This window comes from Cupriavidus basilensis (genome assembly GCF_000876015.1).
Lineage (GTDB): Bacteria > Pseudomonadota > Gammaproteobacteria > Burkholderiales > Burkholderiaceae > Cupriavidus > Cupriavidus basilensis_B.
The window spans coordinates 76,539-95,101 of record NZ_BBQM01000015.1; the positions used below are offsets into that span (position 1 = coordinate 76,539).

Here is an 18,563-nt window from a genome sequence, read left to right on the forward strand (position 1 = left end):
CGCCGCGCCCGCGCGCGGGCGCTACCTGCGGCAGGGACCCCCGCGCCTGCCGCCGCAAGCCAATGGGGAAGCCCCCGGCCACAGGGGGCACGCTACCCGGAGATCGCCTTGGACATGTCCGACATCCAGGTCGTCAGGCAGCACCTGATCGACCCCGAGATCTGCATCCGCTGCAACACCTGCGAAGCCACCTGCCCGGTGGCGGCCATCACGCACGACGCGCGCAACTACGTGGTGGATGCCGACAAATGCAACGCCTGCATGGCCTGCATCTCGCCGTGCCCGACCGGCTCGATCGACAACTGGCGCACCATGCCGCGCGCGCGCGCCTACGGCATCGGCGAGCAACTCGGCTGGGACGAGCTGCCGGCCGAGCTCACGCCCGAGCAGCTGGCCGCCGCCGGCGTGGCGGCCGGCGCCGAGCCGCCGCCGCCGGCCGCCGTCTCGCTGCCCGCCGCCGCCAGCGGCGAGGCAGCGTTCAATAGCGCGCAGTACGGCGCCACCGTGCCGCCGTGGTCGGCCGCGCATGCCTACACCAACCTGTACGGCGCCAAGGCCGCCAGGACCATCGCCGCCACCGTGACCGGCAACGTGCGCGTGACCGAGGTCGGGCGCGAGGCCGGGCACGACTACGACACGCACCACATCGTGCTGGATTTCGGCGCCCTGCCGTTCCCGGTGCTCGAAGGCCAGTCGATCGGCATCGTGCCGCCCGGCGTGGACGCCGCCGGCCGCGCGCACCACGCGCGCCAGTATTCGGTGGCCAGCGCGCGCAACGGCGAGCGGCCCGGCTACAACAACCTCTCGCTGACCATCAAGCGCGTGCTGGAAGACCACCAGGGCAATCCCGTGCGCGGCGTGGCGTCCAACTACATGTGCGACCTGCAGGTGGGCGACAAGGTGGAGGTGATCGGCCCGTTCGGCAGCAGCTTCCTGATGCCCAACCACCCGCGCTCCAACATCGTCATGATCTGCACCGGCACCGGCAGCGCGCCCATGCGCGCGATGACCGAATGGCGCCGCCGGCTGCGCAAGTCGGGCAAGTTCGAGGGCGGCAAGCTGATGCTGTTCTTCGGCGCGCGCACCAGGGAGGAACTGCCTTACTTCGGCCCGCTGCAGAACCTGCCCAGAGATTTCATCGACATCAACATGGTGTTCTCGCGCACGCCGGGCCAGCCCAGGCGCTACGTGCAGGACGCCATGCGCGAGCGCGCCGCCGACCTCGCGGCGCTGCTGGCCGACCCCGACACGTATTTCTACGTGTGCGGTCTCAAGAGCATGGAGGAGGGCGTGGTGCTGGCGCTGCGCGACGTGGCGCAGCAGGCCGGGCTGTCGTGGGAGACGCTGGGCGCCGACCTCAGGCGCGAGGGGCGGCTGCACCTGGAAACGTATTGAGCGGCGGGCCGGCGCCGGCCCGGAGCCCTCCGCGATGGCGTTCCGCCCGAACGCCATCGAATGCACATCATCGAATTCCACACGCCCGCGGCCTGCCGTTCGCGCAACCGCCGCCGGCCGTCATGCCGCTTCCCGCGGCGGATCTTTCCAGCCAATTCCCGCGCGCGGGACGTGCGGGCTGCCGTTCAATGCGGCATGCCCGGCGCCGGACAAATGCGCGTGACTGGTCTTGCCGGCCACGGAGACGTCACGTTGCCGTTGGCTGATGGCATACTACATCGGCGAATTTCCGCGAGAAGCGCGTCAAGGCTGGTTCCGGTCTTGCCCGGGGAGATCCTCGTGGCGGCGATCGCATTGGGAGACAAGAGATGCCGAGGGAGTCATGATCAGATGTTTCGTCCGTTTCGTCCGCTTCGTCCGTTTCCTCCCGCTGTTGCTTGCGGCCGTGCTTGCCGCGCCTGCCTGGGCGGCAAAGCCGGGGAAGGTGTTCTCGCCCGGAGCGGGGGTCCTGTGCGACCGCTACGTGTGCGCGGGCGCAGGCGGAATATCCTACGCGCTGACGCAGAGATACCTTGGCAGGAAGGCGGTGGAAAGATTGCGCTCCCAGGGAGAATTCGACCTGACGGCATTCACTTTCGAATCGGGTCTGTTTTGCGATGCCAATCAGCGCGTGTGCCGGTTCGGCCGATATTTCGACAAGAACGGCGTTCGGGATGGCGTGGTCTCGCCCAAGTACACGCGCCTGCTGTTCGGGCAATGACGCGGCGGCGCGTCGGGAAGCAAGACATCAGGAATTAAGCATCGAGCGTCGCCGCGCGGCGTTGTGATCGAACCGGCCCCTGGAAAACATTGCCATGCTGCACCAGTTCTACCACGTCGTGCCTTATTCATGGCCGCTGCTCCTGCAGTACCTTGCCCTGTTGTCGGTCGTGAGCGCGTGCGGCGCGGTTGGCGCCAGGTATGTGCGGAACGCCGAATCGGGGGCCACCGACGATATCAGGGTGGTCCTGAGCGCCACGCTGACGCTGCTGGCGCTGGTCGTGGGGTTCGCCTTCTCGCTTGCCATCGGCGGATACAACGCGCGCCAGGCCAACGAGGCAATGGAGGCCAACAGGATCGAGTCCGCCTTTTTCAAGGCGGAACTGTTGCCGGGCGAGGATGCCGGCAAAGTGCGCGGCTTGCTCCGGCAGTATCTGGATGCGCGGCTGCGTTTTTACCAGACCGGCCACGGCAGGCAGACGGATGAGCTGGCCGGCAATGCGAATCTGCTCAGGTCGCAGATGTGGGCGATCGTGGCGCGGAACGCCGGAAGGCAGCCGAATCCGGTCGCCGTGCTGCCGGTGTCCGCAATGAGCGACTTGCTCGGTTCGTATGAGAATTCGACGGCCAGCTGGCGAAGCCAGATACCACCCGCGGCCTGGGGCCTGATCACGGCGCTGGCCGCCTTCTGCAGCGCGCTCATCGGCTACAGCGCCGGCGTTCGCAATCACCGCGGGCTCCTCGTGGTGTTTCCCGCGGTCATCTCGATTTCGCTCGCCCTCATCGCCGACATCGACGTGCCGGGCCGGGGACTGATTCACGTCAGCCCGGACAACCTGGCTCGGGTCGCAAGCCTCATCGCCGGCGCTTAGGGTCCGCTCAGGGTCCGGCCCGGCCGCGCGATCCCCGGTTACTTGGCCGCCTTGTCGTGCTCGGCGAGGCCGACGGCCTTGTAGTCGTAGGTCGGGTAGAACTCGGTGCGGTACGCGCCCCAGGCGGTGTCTTCCAGCACGCGGTTGACCTCGCGGATGCGCGTGGCGGGCAGGCGCAGCGTGATGACCTGGCCGATCCCCATCGCGACGTACCAGCTCACCACCTCGACGCCCGCCGGCGGAAACGCCTTGTAGAAGCCCTGCTTGGCCAGTTGCGCGTTCAGCTCGCTGAGCGGGCGCGACTGGTCGTGCCGCAGGAACACGGTGAGCAGCACCGCGTTGTCCGGCGTCGCGGTGGCCGTTCCCGCGGGCGGCGCGTTGACGGTCTGCGCGCCGGCGCTGCCGCTGTACAGGCAGGCGGCATTCAGGGCCGCGGCGGTGCCGAGGATGGTTGCGGCGAAACGAAGCTTGCTGGTGATGCTCATGGGGGCCTCTTGAGTGTGGCCGGGCCGGTGCCCGGTCTGAGCCTGGGGGGTTGCCTCATCCTGGTGGATGACGGGTCTGCCACGTCACGGTGGCCCGGGTAGGCTACTCGCGCCACCTGGCGTTGTCCAGCCAACAGGCATGCCGGCGCGCGCGTTCCGCGCGTCCCGTCCCGCGGCTACTGAACTGCCGGCGCCGATGCGCCGGCGGTCATCAGTCTGTCGCCCGGCGGTGCTACTTCGCGGGCCGTGCGCCGCGTCCCCTCACAACCCCTTCGGCAACAGCGTCGCCAGCGATTCGCGCATCGCGCGCGCGATCAGTTGCTGCCGCTCGCGCGGCATGCGCGCCAGCGTGGAGGCCACGCTGATGCCCGCGACCGGCTCGCCGTCCGGCGCGTGCACCGCCATGCCGACCGCCAGCACGCCGCTGGTGGCGTGGTTGCCGATCACCGACCAGCCGCGCTCGCGCGTGGAGCGCACCAGGATCTTCATGCGCTCGGGCGTCATGCCGCCGTAGCGGCCCAGCGCCGGCGCGTTGGCGGCGATGCAGCGCTCGATCTCTTCGTCGGGCAGCGCGGCCAGCAGCGCCAGCCCCGCGGCGCCCACGCCGAGCGGCTGGCGCGTGCCGATCTGGATCACGAGGATCTGCACCGGGTGCGTGCCCACGTGGCGCGCGATGCAATGCGAGATCGGCCCCTCGCGCACGATGGCGAAGGCCGCGTCGCCGCAGGCGGCGCTCACGCGCGCCAGCACCGGCTGCAGGCGCGCGGCGAAGCCGGGCGTGGCGCGCGGCTGCGCCAGCGCCGCCGCGCGCGGTCCCGCCACGTAGCGGAAACGCCCGCGCTGCGCCACGTAGCCGCTCTCGATCAGGGTCGCCAGCAGGCGGTAGACGGTGGCGCGCTCGAGCGCCGCGATGCGGCACAGGTCCACCACGCGCAGGCCGTCGCGGCCGCTGTCGAGCACCGCGTCGAGCAGTTGCAGGCCGCGCCGCAAGGTGCGCGCGCCACAGTCTTCGGCCGCCTCGGCGGCGGAGTGAACGTCCGGCTGGCGGACGTTTCGGCTGGCAGTGCGGGCAGGCATGGGGAAGAATTTCTCGGTCGACGGAGCCACCCCGCAGTATGCCGCAGCGCGGTCAGAAGGGGGCCCGAGACGGCATCGCACCGCCAAAACAGGAGACAACATGACTTCGCACAACGCACTGCGCCGGCGCTTGCTGGCATTCGCCGCGGCGCTCGCCTGCGGCGCCGCGCCGGCCCTGCGGGCCCAGCCCGCCGCGTGGCCGACCAAGCCGGTCCGGCTGGTGGTCGGCTATTCCGCCGGCGGCGCCACCGACGTGATCGCCCGCCTTGTCGCGGTCAAGCTCGGCGAGCAGCTCGGCCAGTCGGTGGTGGTGGACAACCGCGCCGGCGCCAACAGCAACGTGGGCGCCGAACTGGTGGCCAAGTCGCCGCCGGACGGCTACACGCTCTACGTCTACACCATCGCCAACACCATCAACGCCTCGCTGTACGACAAGCTTGGCTACGACCCGCAGAAGGACTTCGAGCCGGTCGGCCTGATCGCGCGGATTCCCAACATCCTGGTGGTCAACCCCAAGCTGCCGGTGAAGACGCTGGCCGACTACATGCGCCTGGCCAGGAGCGCGCCGGAGGGCGTGACGTTCGCCTCGTCGGGCAGCGGCTCGTCCATCCACCTGTCGGGCGAGATGTTCAAGATGCAGGCCAGGCTCAACATGCTGCACGTGCCCTACCGCGGCAGCGCGCCGGCCGTGACCGACCTGCTGGGCGGGCAGGTGCAGTCGATGTTCGACAACACGCCGTCGTCGCTGCCGCACGTGAAGGCCGGCCGGCTGCGCGCCATCGCCATCACCAGCGCGCAGCGCTCGCCGCTGCTGCCCGACGTGCCGACCGTGGCGGAGTCTGGTTTTCCCGGCTTCGACGTGCAGTCGTGGTTCGCGCTCGCCGCGCCGGCGGGCACGCCGCAGCCGGTGGTCGAGCGGCTCAACGCCGCGCTGGGCAAGGTGCTGGCCATGCCGGACGTGCGCCAGCGCCTGCAGGACCTGGCGGCCACGCCCGAGCCCGGCACGCCGGACCAGCTGCGCAAGCTGATCGCATCCGAAACCAGGCGCTGGCGCGATGTCGTCAAGCAGTCCGGCGCCAAAGCCGAATAAGGAGGATTTACCGCATGTTCCCGATCGATTTCTTCTGGCGCGCGGCCGCGCGCTGGCCCGGCAACATCGCCATCGACGCGCCCGAGGGCGCCATCCGCTACGACGCGCTGGCCGAGCGGGTCGCGGCGCTGGCCGCGGCGCTGGTGGCGCTGGACCCCGCGCCGCAGAGCCGCGTCGGCATCTGCGCGCGCAACAGCGCCGAGCACATCGTGGCGCTGCTGGCGGCGCTGGCCTGCGGCAAGGTCTGGGTGCCGCTCAATCCCAAGAGCACGCGGCCGGAGATCCGCCGCATCATCGACGCGACCGAGCCGTCCATCCTGGTGATCGATCCCGCCTGCGCCGGCCTGCTCGAAGGCGCGCCCGGCGAGCGCATCTACTGCGGCCCGCCGCCGGCCGGCGAGCGCACGCTGGCGGGGCTGGTGGCGCAGCATGCCGGCGCGGCGCGCCCGGTGTTCTCGCTGCCGCCCGAGGCCACGCAGGCGATCAAGTTCACGGGCGGCACCACCGGCGCGCCCAAGGGCGTGATGCAGACCTACCGCGCGTGGATGGCCAACATCGCCAACCAGATCCACACCTGGGGCTTCGACGAGCACGAGCGCTACATCGTGGCCGCGCCGGTCACGCACGGCACCTCCACCTACCTGCTGCCGATCCTGGCGCAGGGCGGCTGCCACGTGGTGCTGGCCGAGGCCGGCGCCGAGGCCGTGCGCACCGCCTTCCGCGAGCGCGGCGGCACGGTGTGTTTCATGCCGCCCACGCTGGTCTACATGCTGATGGCGCTGCCGGGCGCCTCGCGCGCGGACTTCCCGCACCTGCGCCGCCTGATCTACGGCGGCGCGCCGATGCCGCCCGAGAAGATCCGCGAGGTGCGCGAATTCTTCGGCCCGGTGCTGGGCACCACCTACGGCCAGACCGAAGCGCCGCAGAACCTGACCGTGATGCGCCCCGAGGATTTCGAGGACGAGCGCAACTGGGCCGCCGTGGGCCGCGCCACGTGGTTCAGCGACGTGGCCGTCATGGCGCCCGACGGCCGCCTGCTGCCCGCCGGCGAGGTGGGCGAGGTGGTGGCGCGCGGCGACCTGCTGATGAGCGGCTACTGGCGCCTGCCGGAAAAGACCGCCGAGACCCTGGTGGACGGCTGGCTGCACACCGGCGACCGCGGCCTGATCGACGCGCGCGGCTACCTGTATCTCAAGGACCGGCTCAAGGACATGGTCATCACCGGCGGCTTCAACGTCTACCCGATCGACGTCGAGAACGCGCTGGGCCAGCATCCCGCCGTGCACGAATGCACCGTGTTCGGCGTGCCCGACGAGAAATGGGGCGAGGCGGTGCAGGCGGCGGTGGAGCTGCGCCCCGGCCAGCACGCCAGCGAGGCCGAGCTGATCGCCTTCGTGCGCGAGCGCCTGGGGCCGGTGCAGACGCCCAAGCGCATCCACTTCCATGCCAGCCTGCCGCGCTCGCCGGTGGGCAAGGTGCTCAAGACCGCCGTGCGCGACCGCGCGCTGGCGCCCGCCGACGTATCCTGATCGTCCGCGCCTCCGCACCTCCGTTCCTCCGCACAACAAGAGACCAAGCCATGACCAACGCCGCTTCGAACGCCGCCACGCCCGTCACCCGCCTGTGCACGCACACGCTCACCAGCCTGCATTACCGCGATGCCGACCTGGTCGAGGACCTGATGGGCAAGCAGACCTTCACCGAGGTGATGCTGATGCAGATCCTGGGCCGCGCGCCGCGCCCGGTGGACCTGCGCATCACCGACGTGGTGCTGATCGTGCTGATGGAGCACGGCCTCACGCCCAGCGCCATCGCCACGCGCCTGATCTACATGAGCGCGCCCGAGAACCTGCAGGGCGCCGTCGCCGCCGGCCTGCTGGCCGTGGGCAGCTCCTTCGTGGGCACGATGGAAAACTGCTCGCAGCTGCTCGACCGCATCGGCGCGGCCGCCGACCCGGATGCCGAGGCGATGGAGATCGCGCGGCACTACAAGTCCATCAAGGCCCACGTGCCCGGCTTCGGCCACCACCTGCACAAGCCGGTGGACCCGCGCGCCTACAAGCTGCTGGAGATGGGCCGCGCCGAGCCCGAGCTGGGCGGCGACAAGATCCGCGCGCTGGAGCGCCTGTCCGCGGCGGTCGACGCGGTGGCGGGGCGGCCCATCACCATCAACGCCACCGGCGCCGTGGCCGCGCTGCTGGGCGAGCTGGGCGTGCCCACGGCGGTGATGCGCGGCTTTGCCGTGATCTCGCGCGCGGCCGGGCTGGTGGCGCATATCGTCGAGGAACAGCAAAGCCCGTCGGGCCGCTTCATCTGGGATACCGTCGAGCACGCCATTCCCTACGTGGGCGAAGGCGGGCGCGCGGCGGGAGAGGGCGCATGACGGCGGACGCGACGCGGGATGCGCGCCCGCCGGCGCTGCCGCTCGATCTGTCCAGGCGCACGGTATTCGTGGCGGGGGCCGGTTCGGCCGGGCCGGGCTGGAGCATCGGCCGCGCGTCGAGCGTGACCTACGCGCGGCTCGGCGCGCGGGTCTGCGTGGTGGACCGCGACGCGGCCTCGGCCGCGGAAACCACCGCATTGATCCGCGCCGAAGGCGGCACGGCCGAGACCTTCGTCGGCGACGTCGCCGTGGAGGACGACGTGGTGCGCCTGTTCGCCGAGGCGCGCGAGCACTTCGGCGTGGTGGACGTGCTCCATCACAACGTCGGCATCGGCAAGACCGGCGGCCCGCTGGAGACCAGCGCGGCCGACTTCGACCGCATCCACGCCGTCAACGTGCGCAGCCTGCTGCTGGCCAGCCAGCAGGTGCTGCCCGACATGGTGGCGCGCGGGCGCGGCGCCATCGTCGCGATCTCGTCGGTGGCCGGCATGCGCTACCTGGGTTATCCGCACCTGGCCTACAACGTGACCAAGGCGGCGGTGATCCAGTTCACGCGCATGCTGGCGCAGCAGTACGCGCCGCACGGCGTGCGCGCCAACACGGTGGTGCCGGGCCTGATCGACACGCCGCGCATCGCCACCACGGTGGCCGGCATGTTCTCCGCGACCAGCCTGGAGCAGGCGAAGGAAGCGCGCGCCGCGCAGGTGCCGCTGGGCCGCATGGGCAGCGCGTGGGAGGTGGCGCACGCCTGCGCGTTCCTGGCCTCGGACGCGGCCGCCTACGTCACCGGCACCGAGCTGGTGGTGGACGGCGGCATCACCGGCAAGTACGTGTAGCGCGCGCTGGCATGGTCGGCATGCCGGCGGTCAGTAGCCCTGGGCGCCGCCGCCGGCCGGCGCCTGCCCGGCGCGCATCTGCGTCACCACCTGGCGGGCGCCGGCGGCCATCAGGCGCGCGTCGGAGCCGACCGTGACGAAGCGGAAGCCCTGCCCGATGCGGCGCAGCGCCGCTTCCGGCGCGCCGTTGTGGATGCCGGCGACCACGCCGTGCGCCTGCGCGCGCGCCAGCACGTGGGCGATGGCGGCGGCCACCGGCGGATCGACGTCGTCGAAGACCGGGCGGCAGCCGAGCGCGAGCGAAAGGTCGGACGGGCCGATGTAGACCGCGTCCAGCCCCGGCACCGAGAGGATCGCGTCGAGATTGTCCAGCCCTTGCCGGGTTTCGATCATGGCGAAGGTGACGATGGTCTCGTTGGCGCGCTCGGGATAATCGGCGCCGCCGTAGAGCAGCGCGCGGATCGGCCCGAAGCTGCGCGAGCCCAGCGGCGGGTAGTGCGTGGCGGCGACGAAGCGCTCCGCGTCCTCGCGCGTGTTGATCATCGGGCAGATCACGCCGTAGGCGCCGGCGTCCAGCACCTTCATCAGGATGCCGGGCTCGTTCCACGGCACGCGCGCCACCGGCACGGTGTCGGTGGTGGACACGGCGGTAAACAGCGCGAGCGCGTCGCGGTAGTCGAGCGCGCCGTGCTGGAGGTCCACGGTCAGGGAATCCCAGCCCTGGTGCGCCATCGTCTCGGCCGCGAAGCTGCTGGGGATGGAGAGCCAGCCATTGACCACGGCCTGGTCGGCCGCCCACATCTTTCGAATCCGGTTCTCGCGCATCGGGCTTTGTCTCCTGGCTGGTCTTCGCCAGGCGACACGTGCCCCCGGCGTGTTCTCGACGGCGGATCGCGGCGATCCGCGCTGCTGCGGGGAAGTATAAGCCGGGGATAGCCGGGTTTGGGCCGGCCTCGCTCCCCTCTCCCGCTCGCGGGAGAGGGGTCGGGGGAGAGGGCCAGCGCTGGCGAATGCTGTCGGACTGGAAAAAACCGTCCGCTTGCGATGCCTGACCCCGCTGCCTCAGCGCTTGCCGACCGTGAACGCGATCTCGCCCACGCCTTCCACGCCCGCCGTCACCTTGTCGCCCTGGCGCAGTTCGCCCACGCCGGCCGGGGTGCCGGTGAAGATCAGGTCGCCGGGGGCCAGGGTCACGCTCTGCGAGACATAGGCGATCACGTCCGCGACCGGCCAGATCAGTTCGTCGAGGTTGCCGTCCTGGCGGGTCTCGCCGTTGACCGCGAGCCAGATGCGGCCCTTGGCCGGATGGCCGACGCTGGCCACCGGGTGCAGCGGGCCGCTTGGGCCGGAGGCGTCGAAGCTCTTGGACCAGTCCCACGGCCGGCTCATCTTCTTGGCCACGTCCTGCAGGTCGCGGCGGGTCATGTCCACGCCCACGGCGTAGCCCCACACGAAATCCAGCGCCTGCTCGGGCTTGATGTCGGCGCCGCCCTTGCCGATCGCCACCACCAGCTCGATCTCGTGGTGCAGGTTCCCGGTCAGCGGCGGGTAGGCCACGGTGCCTTCGGCCGGCACCACGGCGTCGGCCGGCTTGGTGAAGAAGAACGGCGGATCGCGGTCGGGGTCGTTGCCGAACTCACGCGCGTGCGCGGCGTAGTTGCGGCCGACGCAGAACACGCGGCGGATGGGGAAGCGGGCATCGCTGCCGGCCACGGCGACGCTCGCCTGGGCGGGCGGCTGGATCACGAAATCGGTCATCTTGGAATCCGTAGGTGAGGGGGCTTGGAAAAATGCGCCGGAACGATCCGGCGCCTGCTTGGCAAACGTGGCTTGCGGCCTGGCGGCACTTACTTGGCGAACACCTGGCTGAGGTCGCCGAAGGCCTTGAACTCGAGCGCGTTGCCCGACGGATCGAGGAAGAACATGGTGGCCTGCTCGCCGACCTGTCCCTTGAAGCGCACGTGCGGCTCGATCACGAACTGCGTATCGGCCGCGCGCAGCCTGTCGGCCAGCGCTTCCCATTCGGGCATCGGCAGGATCGCGCCGAAGTGGCGCACCGGCACCTCGTCGCCGTCCACCGCGCTGGTGGCGCGATGGCCGCATTCCTGCGGCGCCAGGTGCGCCACCACCTGGTGGCCGTAGAAATCGAAGTCGATCCAGGCGTCGGAGCTGCGGCCTTCGGGGCAGCCGAGCAGGCCGCCGTAGAAGCGGCGCGCTTGCGCCAGGTCGTTGACGGGAAAGGCGAGGTGAAACAGCGGGATGGCGCTCATCGGGGGCTCTCGGGGGGACGGGTTGGCCGGTTCCGCGCCGCGGCCGGCGCGGCGCTGGTCCGTTGATTGTAATCAGCAGAACTCGTAATATGAAACGAATGTTTTCTGCTCTGAGTATCGAAAGTTTCTATATATGATCCGCTACTTCCAGACCTTCCTCGTGGCCGCCGAGACGGCCTCCTTCTCCGCGGCCGGCGCGCGGCTCGGGCTGACCCAGTCCGCCGTCAGCACGCAGATCCGCCGGCTCGAGGAAGACCTGGGCTGCACGCTGTTCGACCGCGCCGGCAAATCGGTCGCGCTGAGCGGGGACGGGCGCCGCCTGCTGCCGGAGGCGCGCCGCTTCATCGACCTGTACGAGTCGATGAAGGGCCACGCGCAATCGGCCCCCGACACCGCGCCGCTGGACCTGGGCGCGGTCTCCACCGTGCAGGCCGCGTTGCTGCCGCGCGCGATGAAGCGCTTCCGCGACGGCTTTCCGAAGACGCACGTCAACGTCGTCCCCGGCATGTCCACCCAGCTGCTCACGCAGGTGGACGCGCGCGAGCTCGACGTGGCCGTGCTGGTCAAGCCGCGGCTGGGCATCCCGCCGGAGCTGAAGTGGGTGCCGCTGATGCAGGAGCGCTTCGTCGGCATCGCGCCCAGGGGCGCGCCGCGCGACCTCAAGGCCGCGCTGGCGGCGCTGCCGTTCATCCGCTACAACCGCCATTCGATGGGCGGCCAGCTGGTGGACCGCTACCTGCGCCGGCACCGGCTGTGGGTGGACGGCGGCATGGAGCTGGACGAGCCGGCGGTGATCCTGCAGATGGTGAGCGAAGGCTTGGGCTGCGCCATCATCCCGGCCGAGCTGGTGCCGCTCGGGCGCACGCGCAACGTGGTGGAGATCCCGCTGCCGGGCGAGCCGATGTTCCGCGAGATCGGCGTGCTGGTGCGACAGTCGGCGCTCAAGCGGGCGCCGGTGGCGGGGCTGATCGAGGCGCTGGTGGCGGTGGCGGCGCAGGCGCGAGAGCGCCCGCGGGCCGGCGGCGGCGCGCCTAGAGCGCGTAGCGCACGGTGAGATAGAACGTGCGCTGCGGGAACGGGTGGAACAGGAAATACTTCCGGTTGTTCAGGTTGTCCACGCCGAGCGCCGTGCTCCAGTGCTTGTCGAATTCGTAGCGCACGCGCGCGTCCATCACGAAGAAGCTCTGGAAGCCCTGGTAGGTCGCCGGATTGACGTCGGTGTTGTCGACCGTGGCGTACACGCGCGAGCTGTAGCGGCCCGCCAGCGTGTAGGTCCATTTGTTGTCGGGCCGGTACGTGGCCGCCAGCGTCGCGCGCCAGGTCGGCACGTAGGGCACGCGCTTGCCGGTGGCGGTGGCGCCCGCCACGGTGGGCACGTAGCTGTCGTCGGAGAGGATGCGCGAATCGACATAGGTGGCGTTGCCCGAGAGCGAGAGCCCGCGGATGAGCACGTTGTCCTGCTGGCCGGCCAGCTCCACGCCGGTCTGGCGCGTCTTGCCCACGTTCTGCGTGAACGATACCGGCGTGGCGAAGCCGGCGATGTTGGAGGTCTGCGAGATCAGCGCGTTGGAGACGTATTCGTTGAAGACCGACAGGCGGATCTTGCCGTCGCTGTCGTGGCGCTCGATCGCCAGTTCGCTCGACAGCACGCGCTCGGGCTGCAGGAACGGGTTGGCCTGCGTGAAGGTGGTGCCGGTCTGCACGCTCTGGTACAGCTCGCCGACCGTGGGAAAGCGCAGCGCCTTGCCGAACGAGCCGGTGACGGACCAGCGCTCGGTGGCGTCCCAGGTGAGCGAAGCCTTGGGCGAGAAGCCGGACTGGTCCACGCTGGGCTGGCTGATCGACACGCCCGCGCCGTTGCTGCCGAGCGAGAAGTTGTAGCCGTCGTAGGCGCGCCACCATTCGTAGCGCCCGCCCAGCGTGGCCTGCACGCCGGGCGCCACGCGCCAGACGTCCTGCAGCCACAGCGCGGTGGTCTGGGTCTTGCCGAGCGAGTTGCTGAACAGCGCGCCGCTGCTGCCGGCGGTCCAGTCCGCCGTGGTGTAGGTCGGGCTGACCAGCTTGAACTGGTCGTAGTGCGCGCCGAAGCTGACGATGTTGGCGCCGGCCACGCCCTGCGGGCGCCAGGTGCCCTTGAGGTCGAGCGTGGTCCAGCCGGTGCCGCTCATGTCGGTGGCGCGCCCGGGGCCGCCCGTGAGCGCGGCCGGGTAGGTGCCGGTGGACAGGCGGCTGAGGTCGCGCAGGTAGTAGAAATTGCTGACCGTCGCCTCGCCGTCGAACACGCCCTGCGTGTGGCTTTCCACCTTGAGGCTCTGCATCAGGTGCTGCTGCTCGACGTTGTTGCCGGTGAATTGCCCGGCGATGGTGCTGGCGTTGTAGGCGAAGCCGCCGATGTTGACGCTGCCGCCGGCGCCGCCGTAATAGGGCGTGCCGCCGGCGGTGCTCAGGTAGGTGCGGGCGCTGGCCTTCGCGTCGTTCTGCCAGTAGCCGAGCGAGTAGACCGCGCTGACCGCGGGCGTGAAGTCGTAGGCCAGCTTGATGGCGGCGTTGTCCTGCAGCGTGTGCTGGAAGTTGCCCGCGCCGATCACCTGGATCGCGCCGCCGGTGCGGTTGCGCTCGGCAAAGGCGCCGCTGACGACCGGCAGCGCGGCGCCCGCCGGCGTGGTGGACTGGGTGACGGTGCCGAAGCTCAGCGGCTGGCTGAAGCTGTTGAGATGGTTGGCGCTGAACCACCACGACAGCTTGCCCGCGCGGTCGCCCAGCGTGAGGCTGTACTGCTGGGACGGCTCGTTCTCGCTGGTGCCGTACTGGCCGAAGTGCTGGATCGCGCCGGTGACTTCGATGCTGCCTTCCAGCTTCTTCGGCATGCGCGTGGCGATCTCCGTCACGGCGCCGTAGGAGTTGCCGGGGTAGGCGGCGGAGAACGGGCCGTACATCACGTCGATGCGCTCGACCTGCTGGGGCGCGACCATGAACCACTGGGGCGAGCCGTTGCCGTTGTTGTTGTTCACGAGCGTGGACAGCAGCACGCCGTCGGCATAGATCAGGCTGCGCGCGCTGGCGTTGATGCCGGTGGTGCGGGTGGCCATCGGCGACTGCGTGTCGCCGATGAAGCGCTTGCGCACCAGCACGTCGGGCAGGTACTTGAGCATGTCTTCCGTGCCCATCGCGTTGATGGTCTCGGCTGCCTGCTGCGCCGTGATGCCGGCGGTGGTCTGCGGCAACTGGTTCTTCTCGGCGAACGAGCGCGTGCCGGTCACGCTCACGGCGGGCAGGCTGTGGTCGTCGGCGCCGGTTTCGCCGGCGGCTCTGGCCGGGTTGCCGCCGGCCTCCTGGGCGTGGGCGCCGGGCGCGGCCAGCGCGGCGCAAAGCAGGGTGCGGGCGGCCGCGGGAGCGGCCTCGCGCAGCGCGGTGCGGCCGCGGGAAAGCATCTTGTGCATCTGGGTCTACCTCGAATCGATGTCCGTCGCCCGCATGCCGGTGCATGCGGACGCCGCGGGCGCGCAGGGGCGCCGCGGATACTCAGGGGCGCAGACGAGGCAGGGCTGGCGGGGCGCGCGGGCGTCCCGAGGGGAACGCGCCGAGCGGCACGAACCGGGTGAAGAGCGCCGCCGCGGCGACGAAGGCGATCAGCAGGACGAGCGTGGGCGGCGGCGCGGGCATGGCGGGCGCCGCCGGATGATCGGCCAGCAGGTCGCAGTAGCCGCAGGCGGCGAGGTCGGTGGCCGCCGGCTGGCGGGCGGCATCGTCGGGATGGGCGGCGGAGCAGATGTAGCCGGCCGGGTCGGCGGCATGGGCGGACGCCACGAACTGGCTGACGACCGGCGCGAACACGATCAGCCACATGGCGAGCAAGCCGAGCCATGCGGTAGTCGAGATGCGTTTGCGGGGCGTCATGTGGGTGTGCGATCGGGGCGCGTGCAGTCTACCCGAAGCGGGGCGCGGCCGGGGCCGCGCGAGCCGTGGCATTTTGACACATTGGCGGTGGCGGATGCCATGCCCGGCGGAAATGGCATGCGCGTCACAACGGTGGCGGCGGCCGGCCCGGCAGACCGGTATTCACGCCGGCGCGGGCTGGAGTAGACTGAATGCACCGGATGCCCGCCACGACCTGCTTCGGAGTTGAAATGGACACGCATTCCACCAAGGAACGAGCGCAAAAGCGTCCGTCGGACCGGACCTTGAATGTGCTCTCTGTGCTCGTGGGACTGGTCACGCTTGCGCTCGGCATCGCCTGGCTCATCTACAAGCGCTACGTCGACCTGGACCTGCCGTATTTCGCGATTCCGCTGGTGCTCACCATCCCGGTGATCGTGGCGGCGGCATTCCGGAGTCTCTGGGACTAGCCGCGCCGGCGCCCGGGCAAGGCCCGCGCGCCAGGGAGCCATCCGGCTGCCGCAAACGAAAAAACGGCCGGGCCGGCCCCGATCCTCGGGGCGGCCCGGCCGTTTTTTTCGGGCCGGTCCTGCTTAGCCTTGCGTGGCGGCCAGCGCGGCGTTGAGCGTCTTGCTCGGGCGCATCACGGCTTCCAGCCTGGCGGAGTCGGGCCAGTAGTAGCCGCCGATGTCGGCCGGCTTGCCCTGCACGTCCGACAGCTCGCCGACGATGGTCTTCTCGTTGTCGGTCAGCTTCTTGGCCAGCGGCGCGAAGTGGGCGGCCAGCTTGGCGTCGGCGGTCTGCGCGGCGAGTTCCTGGGCCCAGTACATGGCCAGGTAGAACTGGCTGCCGCGGTTGTCGAGCTGGCCGGTCTTGGGCGACGGGCTCTTGTTGTTGTCGAGCAGCTTGCCGGTGGCGGCGTCGAGCGTGGTGGCCAGGATCTTGGCGGCGGCGTTGCCGGTCTTGAGGCCGAGGTCTTCCAGCGACACGGCCAGCGCCAGGAATTCACCGAGCGAGTCCCAGCGCAGGTGGTTTTCTTCCACCAGTTGCTTGACGTGCTTGGGCGCCGAGCCGCCCGCGCCGGTTTCGTACATGCCGCCGCCGGCCATCAGCGGGACGATCGACAGCATCTTGGCGCTGGTGCCCAGTTCCATGATCGGGAACAGGTCGGTCAGGTAGTCGCGCAGGATGTTGCCGGTGACGGAGATGGTGTCCAGGCCGCGGATCACGCGCTCCAGCGTGTAGCGCATGGCGCGCACCTGCGACATGATGTGGATGTCCAGGCCCTTGGTGTCGTAGTCCTTGAGGTAGGTCTCGACCTTCTTGATCAGCTCGGCTTCGTGCGGGCGGTACGGGTCCAGCCAGAACACGGCGGGCATGCCGGAGTTGCGCGCGCGGGTGACGGCCAGCTTGACCCAGTCGCGGATCGGCGCGTCCTTGACCTGGCACAGGCGCCAGATGTCGCCTTGCTCGACCTGCTGCGTCAGCGCGGCCAGGACTTCGCCGGTGGCGTTGTCGACGACGCGGGCCTCACCGTCTTCGGGGATCTCGAAGGTCTTGTCGTGCGAGCCGTATTCCTCGGCCTTCTGCGCCATCAGGCCGACGTTCGGCACCGTGCCCATCGTGGTGGGGTCGAAGTTGCCGTTGGTCTTGCAGAAGTTGATGATTTCCTGATAGATGCGGGCGAAGGTCGATTCCGGGATCAGGCACTTGGTGTCCTTCGGACGGCCGTCGGCGCCCCACATCTTGCCGCCGATGCGGATCATGGCCGGCATCGACGCGTCGACGATCACGTCGTTCGGCGCGTGCAGGTTCGAGATGCCCTTGGCCGAGTCCACCATCGCCAGTTCCGGGCGGTGCTCGTGGCAGGCGTGCAGGTCGCGGATGACTTCCTCGCGCTTCGATTCCGGCAGCGCCTCGATCTTGGTGTACAGGTCGATCAGGCCGTTGTTGACGTTCACGCCCAGTTCGTCGAACAGCTTGGCGTGCTTGGCGAAGGCGTCCTTGTAGAACACCTTGACGGCGTGGCCGAACACGATCGGGTGCGACACCTTCATCATGGTCGCCTTGACGTGCAGCGACAGCATGACGCCGGTCTTGCGCGCGTCTTCCATCTGGTCTTCGTAGAAGGCCAGCAGCGCCTTCTTGCTCATGAACATGCTGTCGAGGATCTCGCCGTCGAGCAGCGCGATCTTGGGCTTGAGCACGATGGTCTTGCCGCTCTTGGTGACCAGTTCCATGCGCACTTCACGCGCGCGGTCCAGCGTGGCCGACTTTTCGCCGTGATAGAAGTCGCCGTGCTTCATGTGCGCCACGTGGGTGCGCGAAGCCATGCTCCACTCGCCCATGCTGTGCGGGTTCTTGCGGGCGTAGTTCTTGACGGCGGCGGGCGCGCGGCGGTCCGAGTTGCCTTCGCGCAGGACCGGGTTCACGGCGCTGCCCAGGCACTTGGAATAGCGCTGGCGGATGGCCTTCTCTTCGTCGGTCTTCGGATCTTCCGGGTAGTCGGGCACCTTGTAGCCCTTCGATTGGAGTTCCTTGATGGCGCTGACCAGCTGGTGCACCGAGGCGCTGATGTTGGGCAGCTTGATGATGTTGGTGTCCGGCAGCAGCGTCAGGCGGCCCAGTTCCGCCAGGTTGTCCGGCACACGCTGCTCTTCGGTCAGGAATTCGGGAAATTCGCCCAGGACGCGCCCAGCCACCGAGATATCGCTGGTCGTGACGTCGATGCCGGCCGGCGCGGTGAACGTGCGGATGATAGGCAGAAAGGCACTGGTCGCCAGCAGCGGGGCTTCGTCGGTCAGCGTGTAGATGATGGTGGGCTGGGTACTCATTGCTTACCTCAAGGTCAAGAAATAGGTAGGGAAGGCGCCGCCGGCTGGATCGCAGTCCGCGGTAAATGTGAGATTTTGCCTGATTTTGCTTTCAGAGGCCTGACTTTGGCCCGCTTTCTTGCGCCCGGCGCCGTAAATGCACCTTAATGGTGCGTAAGAACGGGCCCTCCGCGCCGCGAGGCCGTGCCGGCGGCGGCGTGAGCGCTGCCGGCGGGGGCGGCCATCGGCGGTCCGGCCGCCGCCGGCCATGCGGCGTTTGCGGCGCACGTGTCGCGGCGTCCGGGCAGGCCGCCGGCTCCGCGCGTCCCGGCCGCGCCGGCGCGGCGGTCGCCGGGTGGAACGGCCGGCGTGTTCTCCGCCTCGCCGCTTTCCTCGTGCTCGCTTCCCATACGCGTTCCGCGCGCCGTCGCTCTGCGCGCCCAAGCCCGCGCGCCCATTTCCATATCGCCGTTCCAGCGCCCCGATTCGAATATCCGTGGCCGCGCTTTGTGTCTGAAATGTTTCCATTGCAGCCATATCGGTATCCCAATATGGGCTGTGCGGCACATGCATTTCACTCTGTTACTTCAAGCGGGTGACTTTAATACTTGTCATATGGCGCACCCGTATCCCGCGCACTACTATCGCCCTCGGGTTTGATCGACGGGATAAGGCGAATCCATTTTCATTATTCCGCAGAAAATCCC

Annotated in this window: 17 protein-coding genes; 9 read left to right on the top strand and 8 right to left on the bottom strand. The window is 69.6% G+C overall.

Annotation, left to right across the window (positions count from 1 at the left end; translation table 11 throughout):
* Nucleotides 1-108 precede the first annotated feature (108 nt).
* The 3 genes from boxA (at nt 109) to KF708C_RS14335 (ending at nt 3,026) form a co-directional block, all read left to right on the top strand.
* Nucleotides 109-1,395, top strand: a complete 1,287-nt coding sequence (gene boxA / locus KF708C_RS14325; protein WP_059412346.1) for a benzoyl-CoA 2,3-epoxidase subunit BoxA — start codon at nt 109-111, stop codon at nt 1,393-1,395.
* A 382-nt stretch (nt 1,396-1,777) separates the two neighbouring features.
* On the top strand, nt 1,778-2,155 hold the full coding sequence (locus tag KF708C_RS14330; RefSeq protein WP_059412347.1) for a YcgJ family protein: 378 nt from the start codon (nt 1,778-1,780) through the stop codon (nt 2,153-2,155).
* Between the two features lie 94 nt (nt 2,156-2,249).
* Nucleotides 2,250-3,026, top strand: coding sequence for a bestrophin-like domain (locus tag KF708C_RS14335; protein WP_059412348.1), 777 nt, complete (start codon nt 2,250-2,252; stop codon nt 3,024-3,026).
* A 38-nt stretch (nt 3,027-3,064) separates the two neighbouring features.
* On the opposite strand, the gene KF708C_RS14340 is transcribed toward KF708C_RS14335, so the two are convergent.
* A complete protein-coding gene (locus KF708C_RS14340) occupies nt 3,065-3,511 on the bottom strand; it encodes a hypothetical protein (RefSeq protein WP_020201776.1) in 447 nt (148 codons plus the stop codon).
* A gap of 261 nt (nt 3,512-3,772) precedes the next feature.
* Nucleotides 3,773-4,588 carry an IclR family transcriptional regulator gene (locus tag KF708C_RS14345; protein WP_059412349.1) on the bottom strand — a complete coding sequence of 272 codons (816 nt, stop codon included), beginning with the start codon at nt 4,586-4,588 and terminating at the stop codon, nt 3,773-3,775.
* 100 nt (nt 4,589-4,688) lie between these two features.
* Between KF708C_RS14345 and KF708C_RS14350 the strand changes: the two genes are divergently transcribed.
* The 4 genes from KF708C_RS14350 to KF708C_RS14365 are packed head-to-tail and all read left to right on the top strand — an operon-like array spanning nt 4,689 to nt 8,897.
* Nucleotides 4,689-5,678 carry a tripartite tricarboxylate transporter substrate binding protein gene (locus KF708C_RS14350; protein ID WP_059412350.1) on the top strand — a complete coding sequence of 330 codons (990 nt, stop codon included), beginning with the start codon at nt 4,689-4,691 and terminating at the stop codon, nt 5,676-5,678.
* A 14-nt stretch (nt 5,679-5,692) separates the two neighbouring features.
* Nucleotides 5,693-7,207 (top strand): class I adenylate-forming enzyme family protein, encoded by a 1,515-nt coding sequence (locus KF708C_RS14355; RefSeq protein ID WP_020201779.1) that lies wholly within the window; start codon nt 5,693-5,695, stop codon nt 7,205-7,207.
* Entirely contained in the window at nt 7,207-8,061 is an 855-nt protein-coding gene (locus KF708C_RS14360) for a citryl-CoA lyase (protein ID WP_231586508.1), read from the top strand. The genes KF708C_RS14355 and KF708C_RS14360 overlap by 1 nt, the downstream gene beginning before the upstream one ends.
* Nucleotides 8,058-8,897, top strand: a complete 840-nt coding sequence (locus KF708C_RS14365) for an SDR family NAD(P)-dependent oxidoreductase (protein WP_059412351.1) — start codon at nt 8,058-8,060, stop codon at nt 8,895-8,897. Before KF708C_RS14360 ends, KF708C_RS14365 begins: the two co-directional genes overlap by 4 nt.
* 30 nt (nt 8,898-8,927) lie before the next feature.
* Here KF708C_RS14365 and KF708C_RS14370 read toward each other — a convergent pair whose 3' ends face one another.
* The 3 genes from KF708C_RS14370 to KF708C_RS14380 all read right to left on the bottom strand — a co-directional run bounded on the left by KF708C_RS14370 (nt 8,928) and on the right by KF708C_RS14380 (nt 11,167).
* Complete coding sequence (locus KF708C_RS14370) at nt 8,928-9,722, bottom strand: HpcH/HpaI aldolase family protein (RefSeq protein ID WP_029043335.1); 795 nt, start codon at nt 9,720-9,722, stop codon at nt 8,928-8,930.
* Nucleotides 9,723-9,959: 237 nt separating this feature from the next.
* A complete protein-coding gene (locus KF708C_RS14375; RefSeq protein ID WP_020201783.1) occupies nt 9,960-10,655 on the bottom strand; it encodes a fumarylacetoacetate hydrolase family protein in 696 nt (231 codons plus the stop codon).
* An 89-nt stretch (nt 10,656-10,744) separates the two neighbouring features.
* Nucleotides 10,745-11,167 (bottom strand): VOC family protein, encoded by a 423-nt coding sequence (locus KF708C_RS14380; RefSeq protein WP_020201784.1) that lies wholly within the window; start codon nt 11,165-11,167, stop codon nt 10,745-10,747.
* 133 nt (nt 11,168-11,300) lie between these two features.
* Between KF708C_RS14380 and KF708C_RS14385 the strand changes: the two genes are divergently transcribed.
* On the top strand, nt 11,301-12,221 hold the full coding sequence (locus tag KF708C_RS14385; RefSeq protein WP_020201785.1) for a LysR family transcriptional regulator: 921 nt from the start codon (nt 11,301-11,303) through the stop codon (nt 12,219-12,221).
* Here KF708C_RS14385 and KF708C_RS14390 read toward each other — a convergent pair.
* Together KF708C_RS14390 and KF708C_RS14395 are read right to left on the bottom strand one after the other, a co-directional pair.
* Nucleotides 12,199-14,607, bottom strand: a complete 2,409-nt coding sequence (locus tag KF708C_RS14390) for a TonB-dependent receptor (protein ID WP_059412352.1) — start codon at nt 14,605-14,607, stop codon at nt 12,199-12,201. The genes KF708C_RS14385 and KF708C_RS14390 overlap by 23 nt on opposite strands.
* Nucleotides 14,608-14,689: 82 nt before the next feature.
* Nucleotides 14,690-15,064: a DUF2946 domain-containing protein gene (locus tag KF708C_RS14395; protein ID WP_059412353.1), complete on the bottom strand. Its 375-nt coding sequence runs from the start codon at nt 15,062-15,064 to the stop codon at nt 14,690-14,692.
* 284 nt (nt 15,065-15,348) lie between these two features.
* Here KF708C_RS14395 and KF708C_RS14400 point away from each other — a divergent pair, with 284 nt between their 5' ends.
* Nucleotides 15,349-15,513 carry a hypothetical protein gene (locus KF708C_RS14400; protein WP_020201788.1) on the top strand — a complete coding sequence of 55 codons (165 nt, stop codon included), beginning with the start codon at nt 15,349-15,351 and terminating at the stop codon, nt 15,511-15,513.
* A gap of 123 nt (nt 15,514-15,636) precedes the next feature.
* On the opposite strand, the gene KF708C_RS14405 is transcribed toward KF708C_RS14400, so the two are convergent.
* Nucleotides 15,637-17,877, bottom strand: a complete 2,241-nt coding sequence (locus KF708C_RS14405) for an NADP-dependent isocitrate dehydrogenase (RefSeq protein ID WP_059412354.1) — start codon at nt 17,875-17,877, stop codon at nt 15,637-15,639.
* Nucleotides 17,878-18,563: the final 686 nt, after the last annotated feature.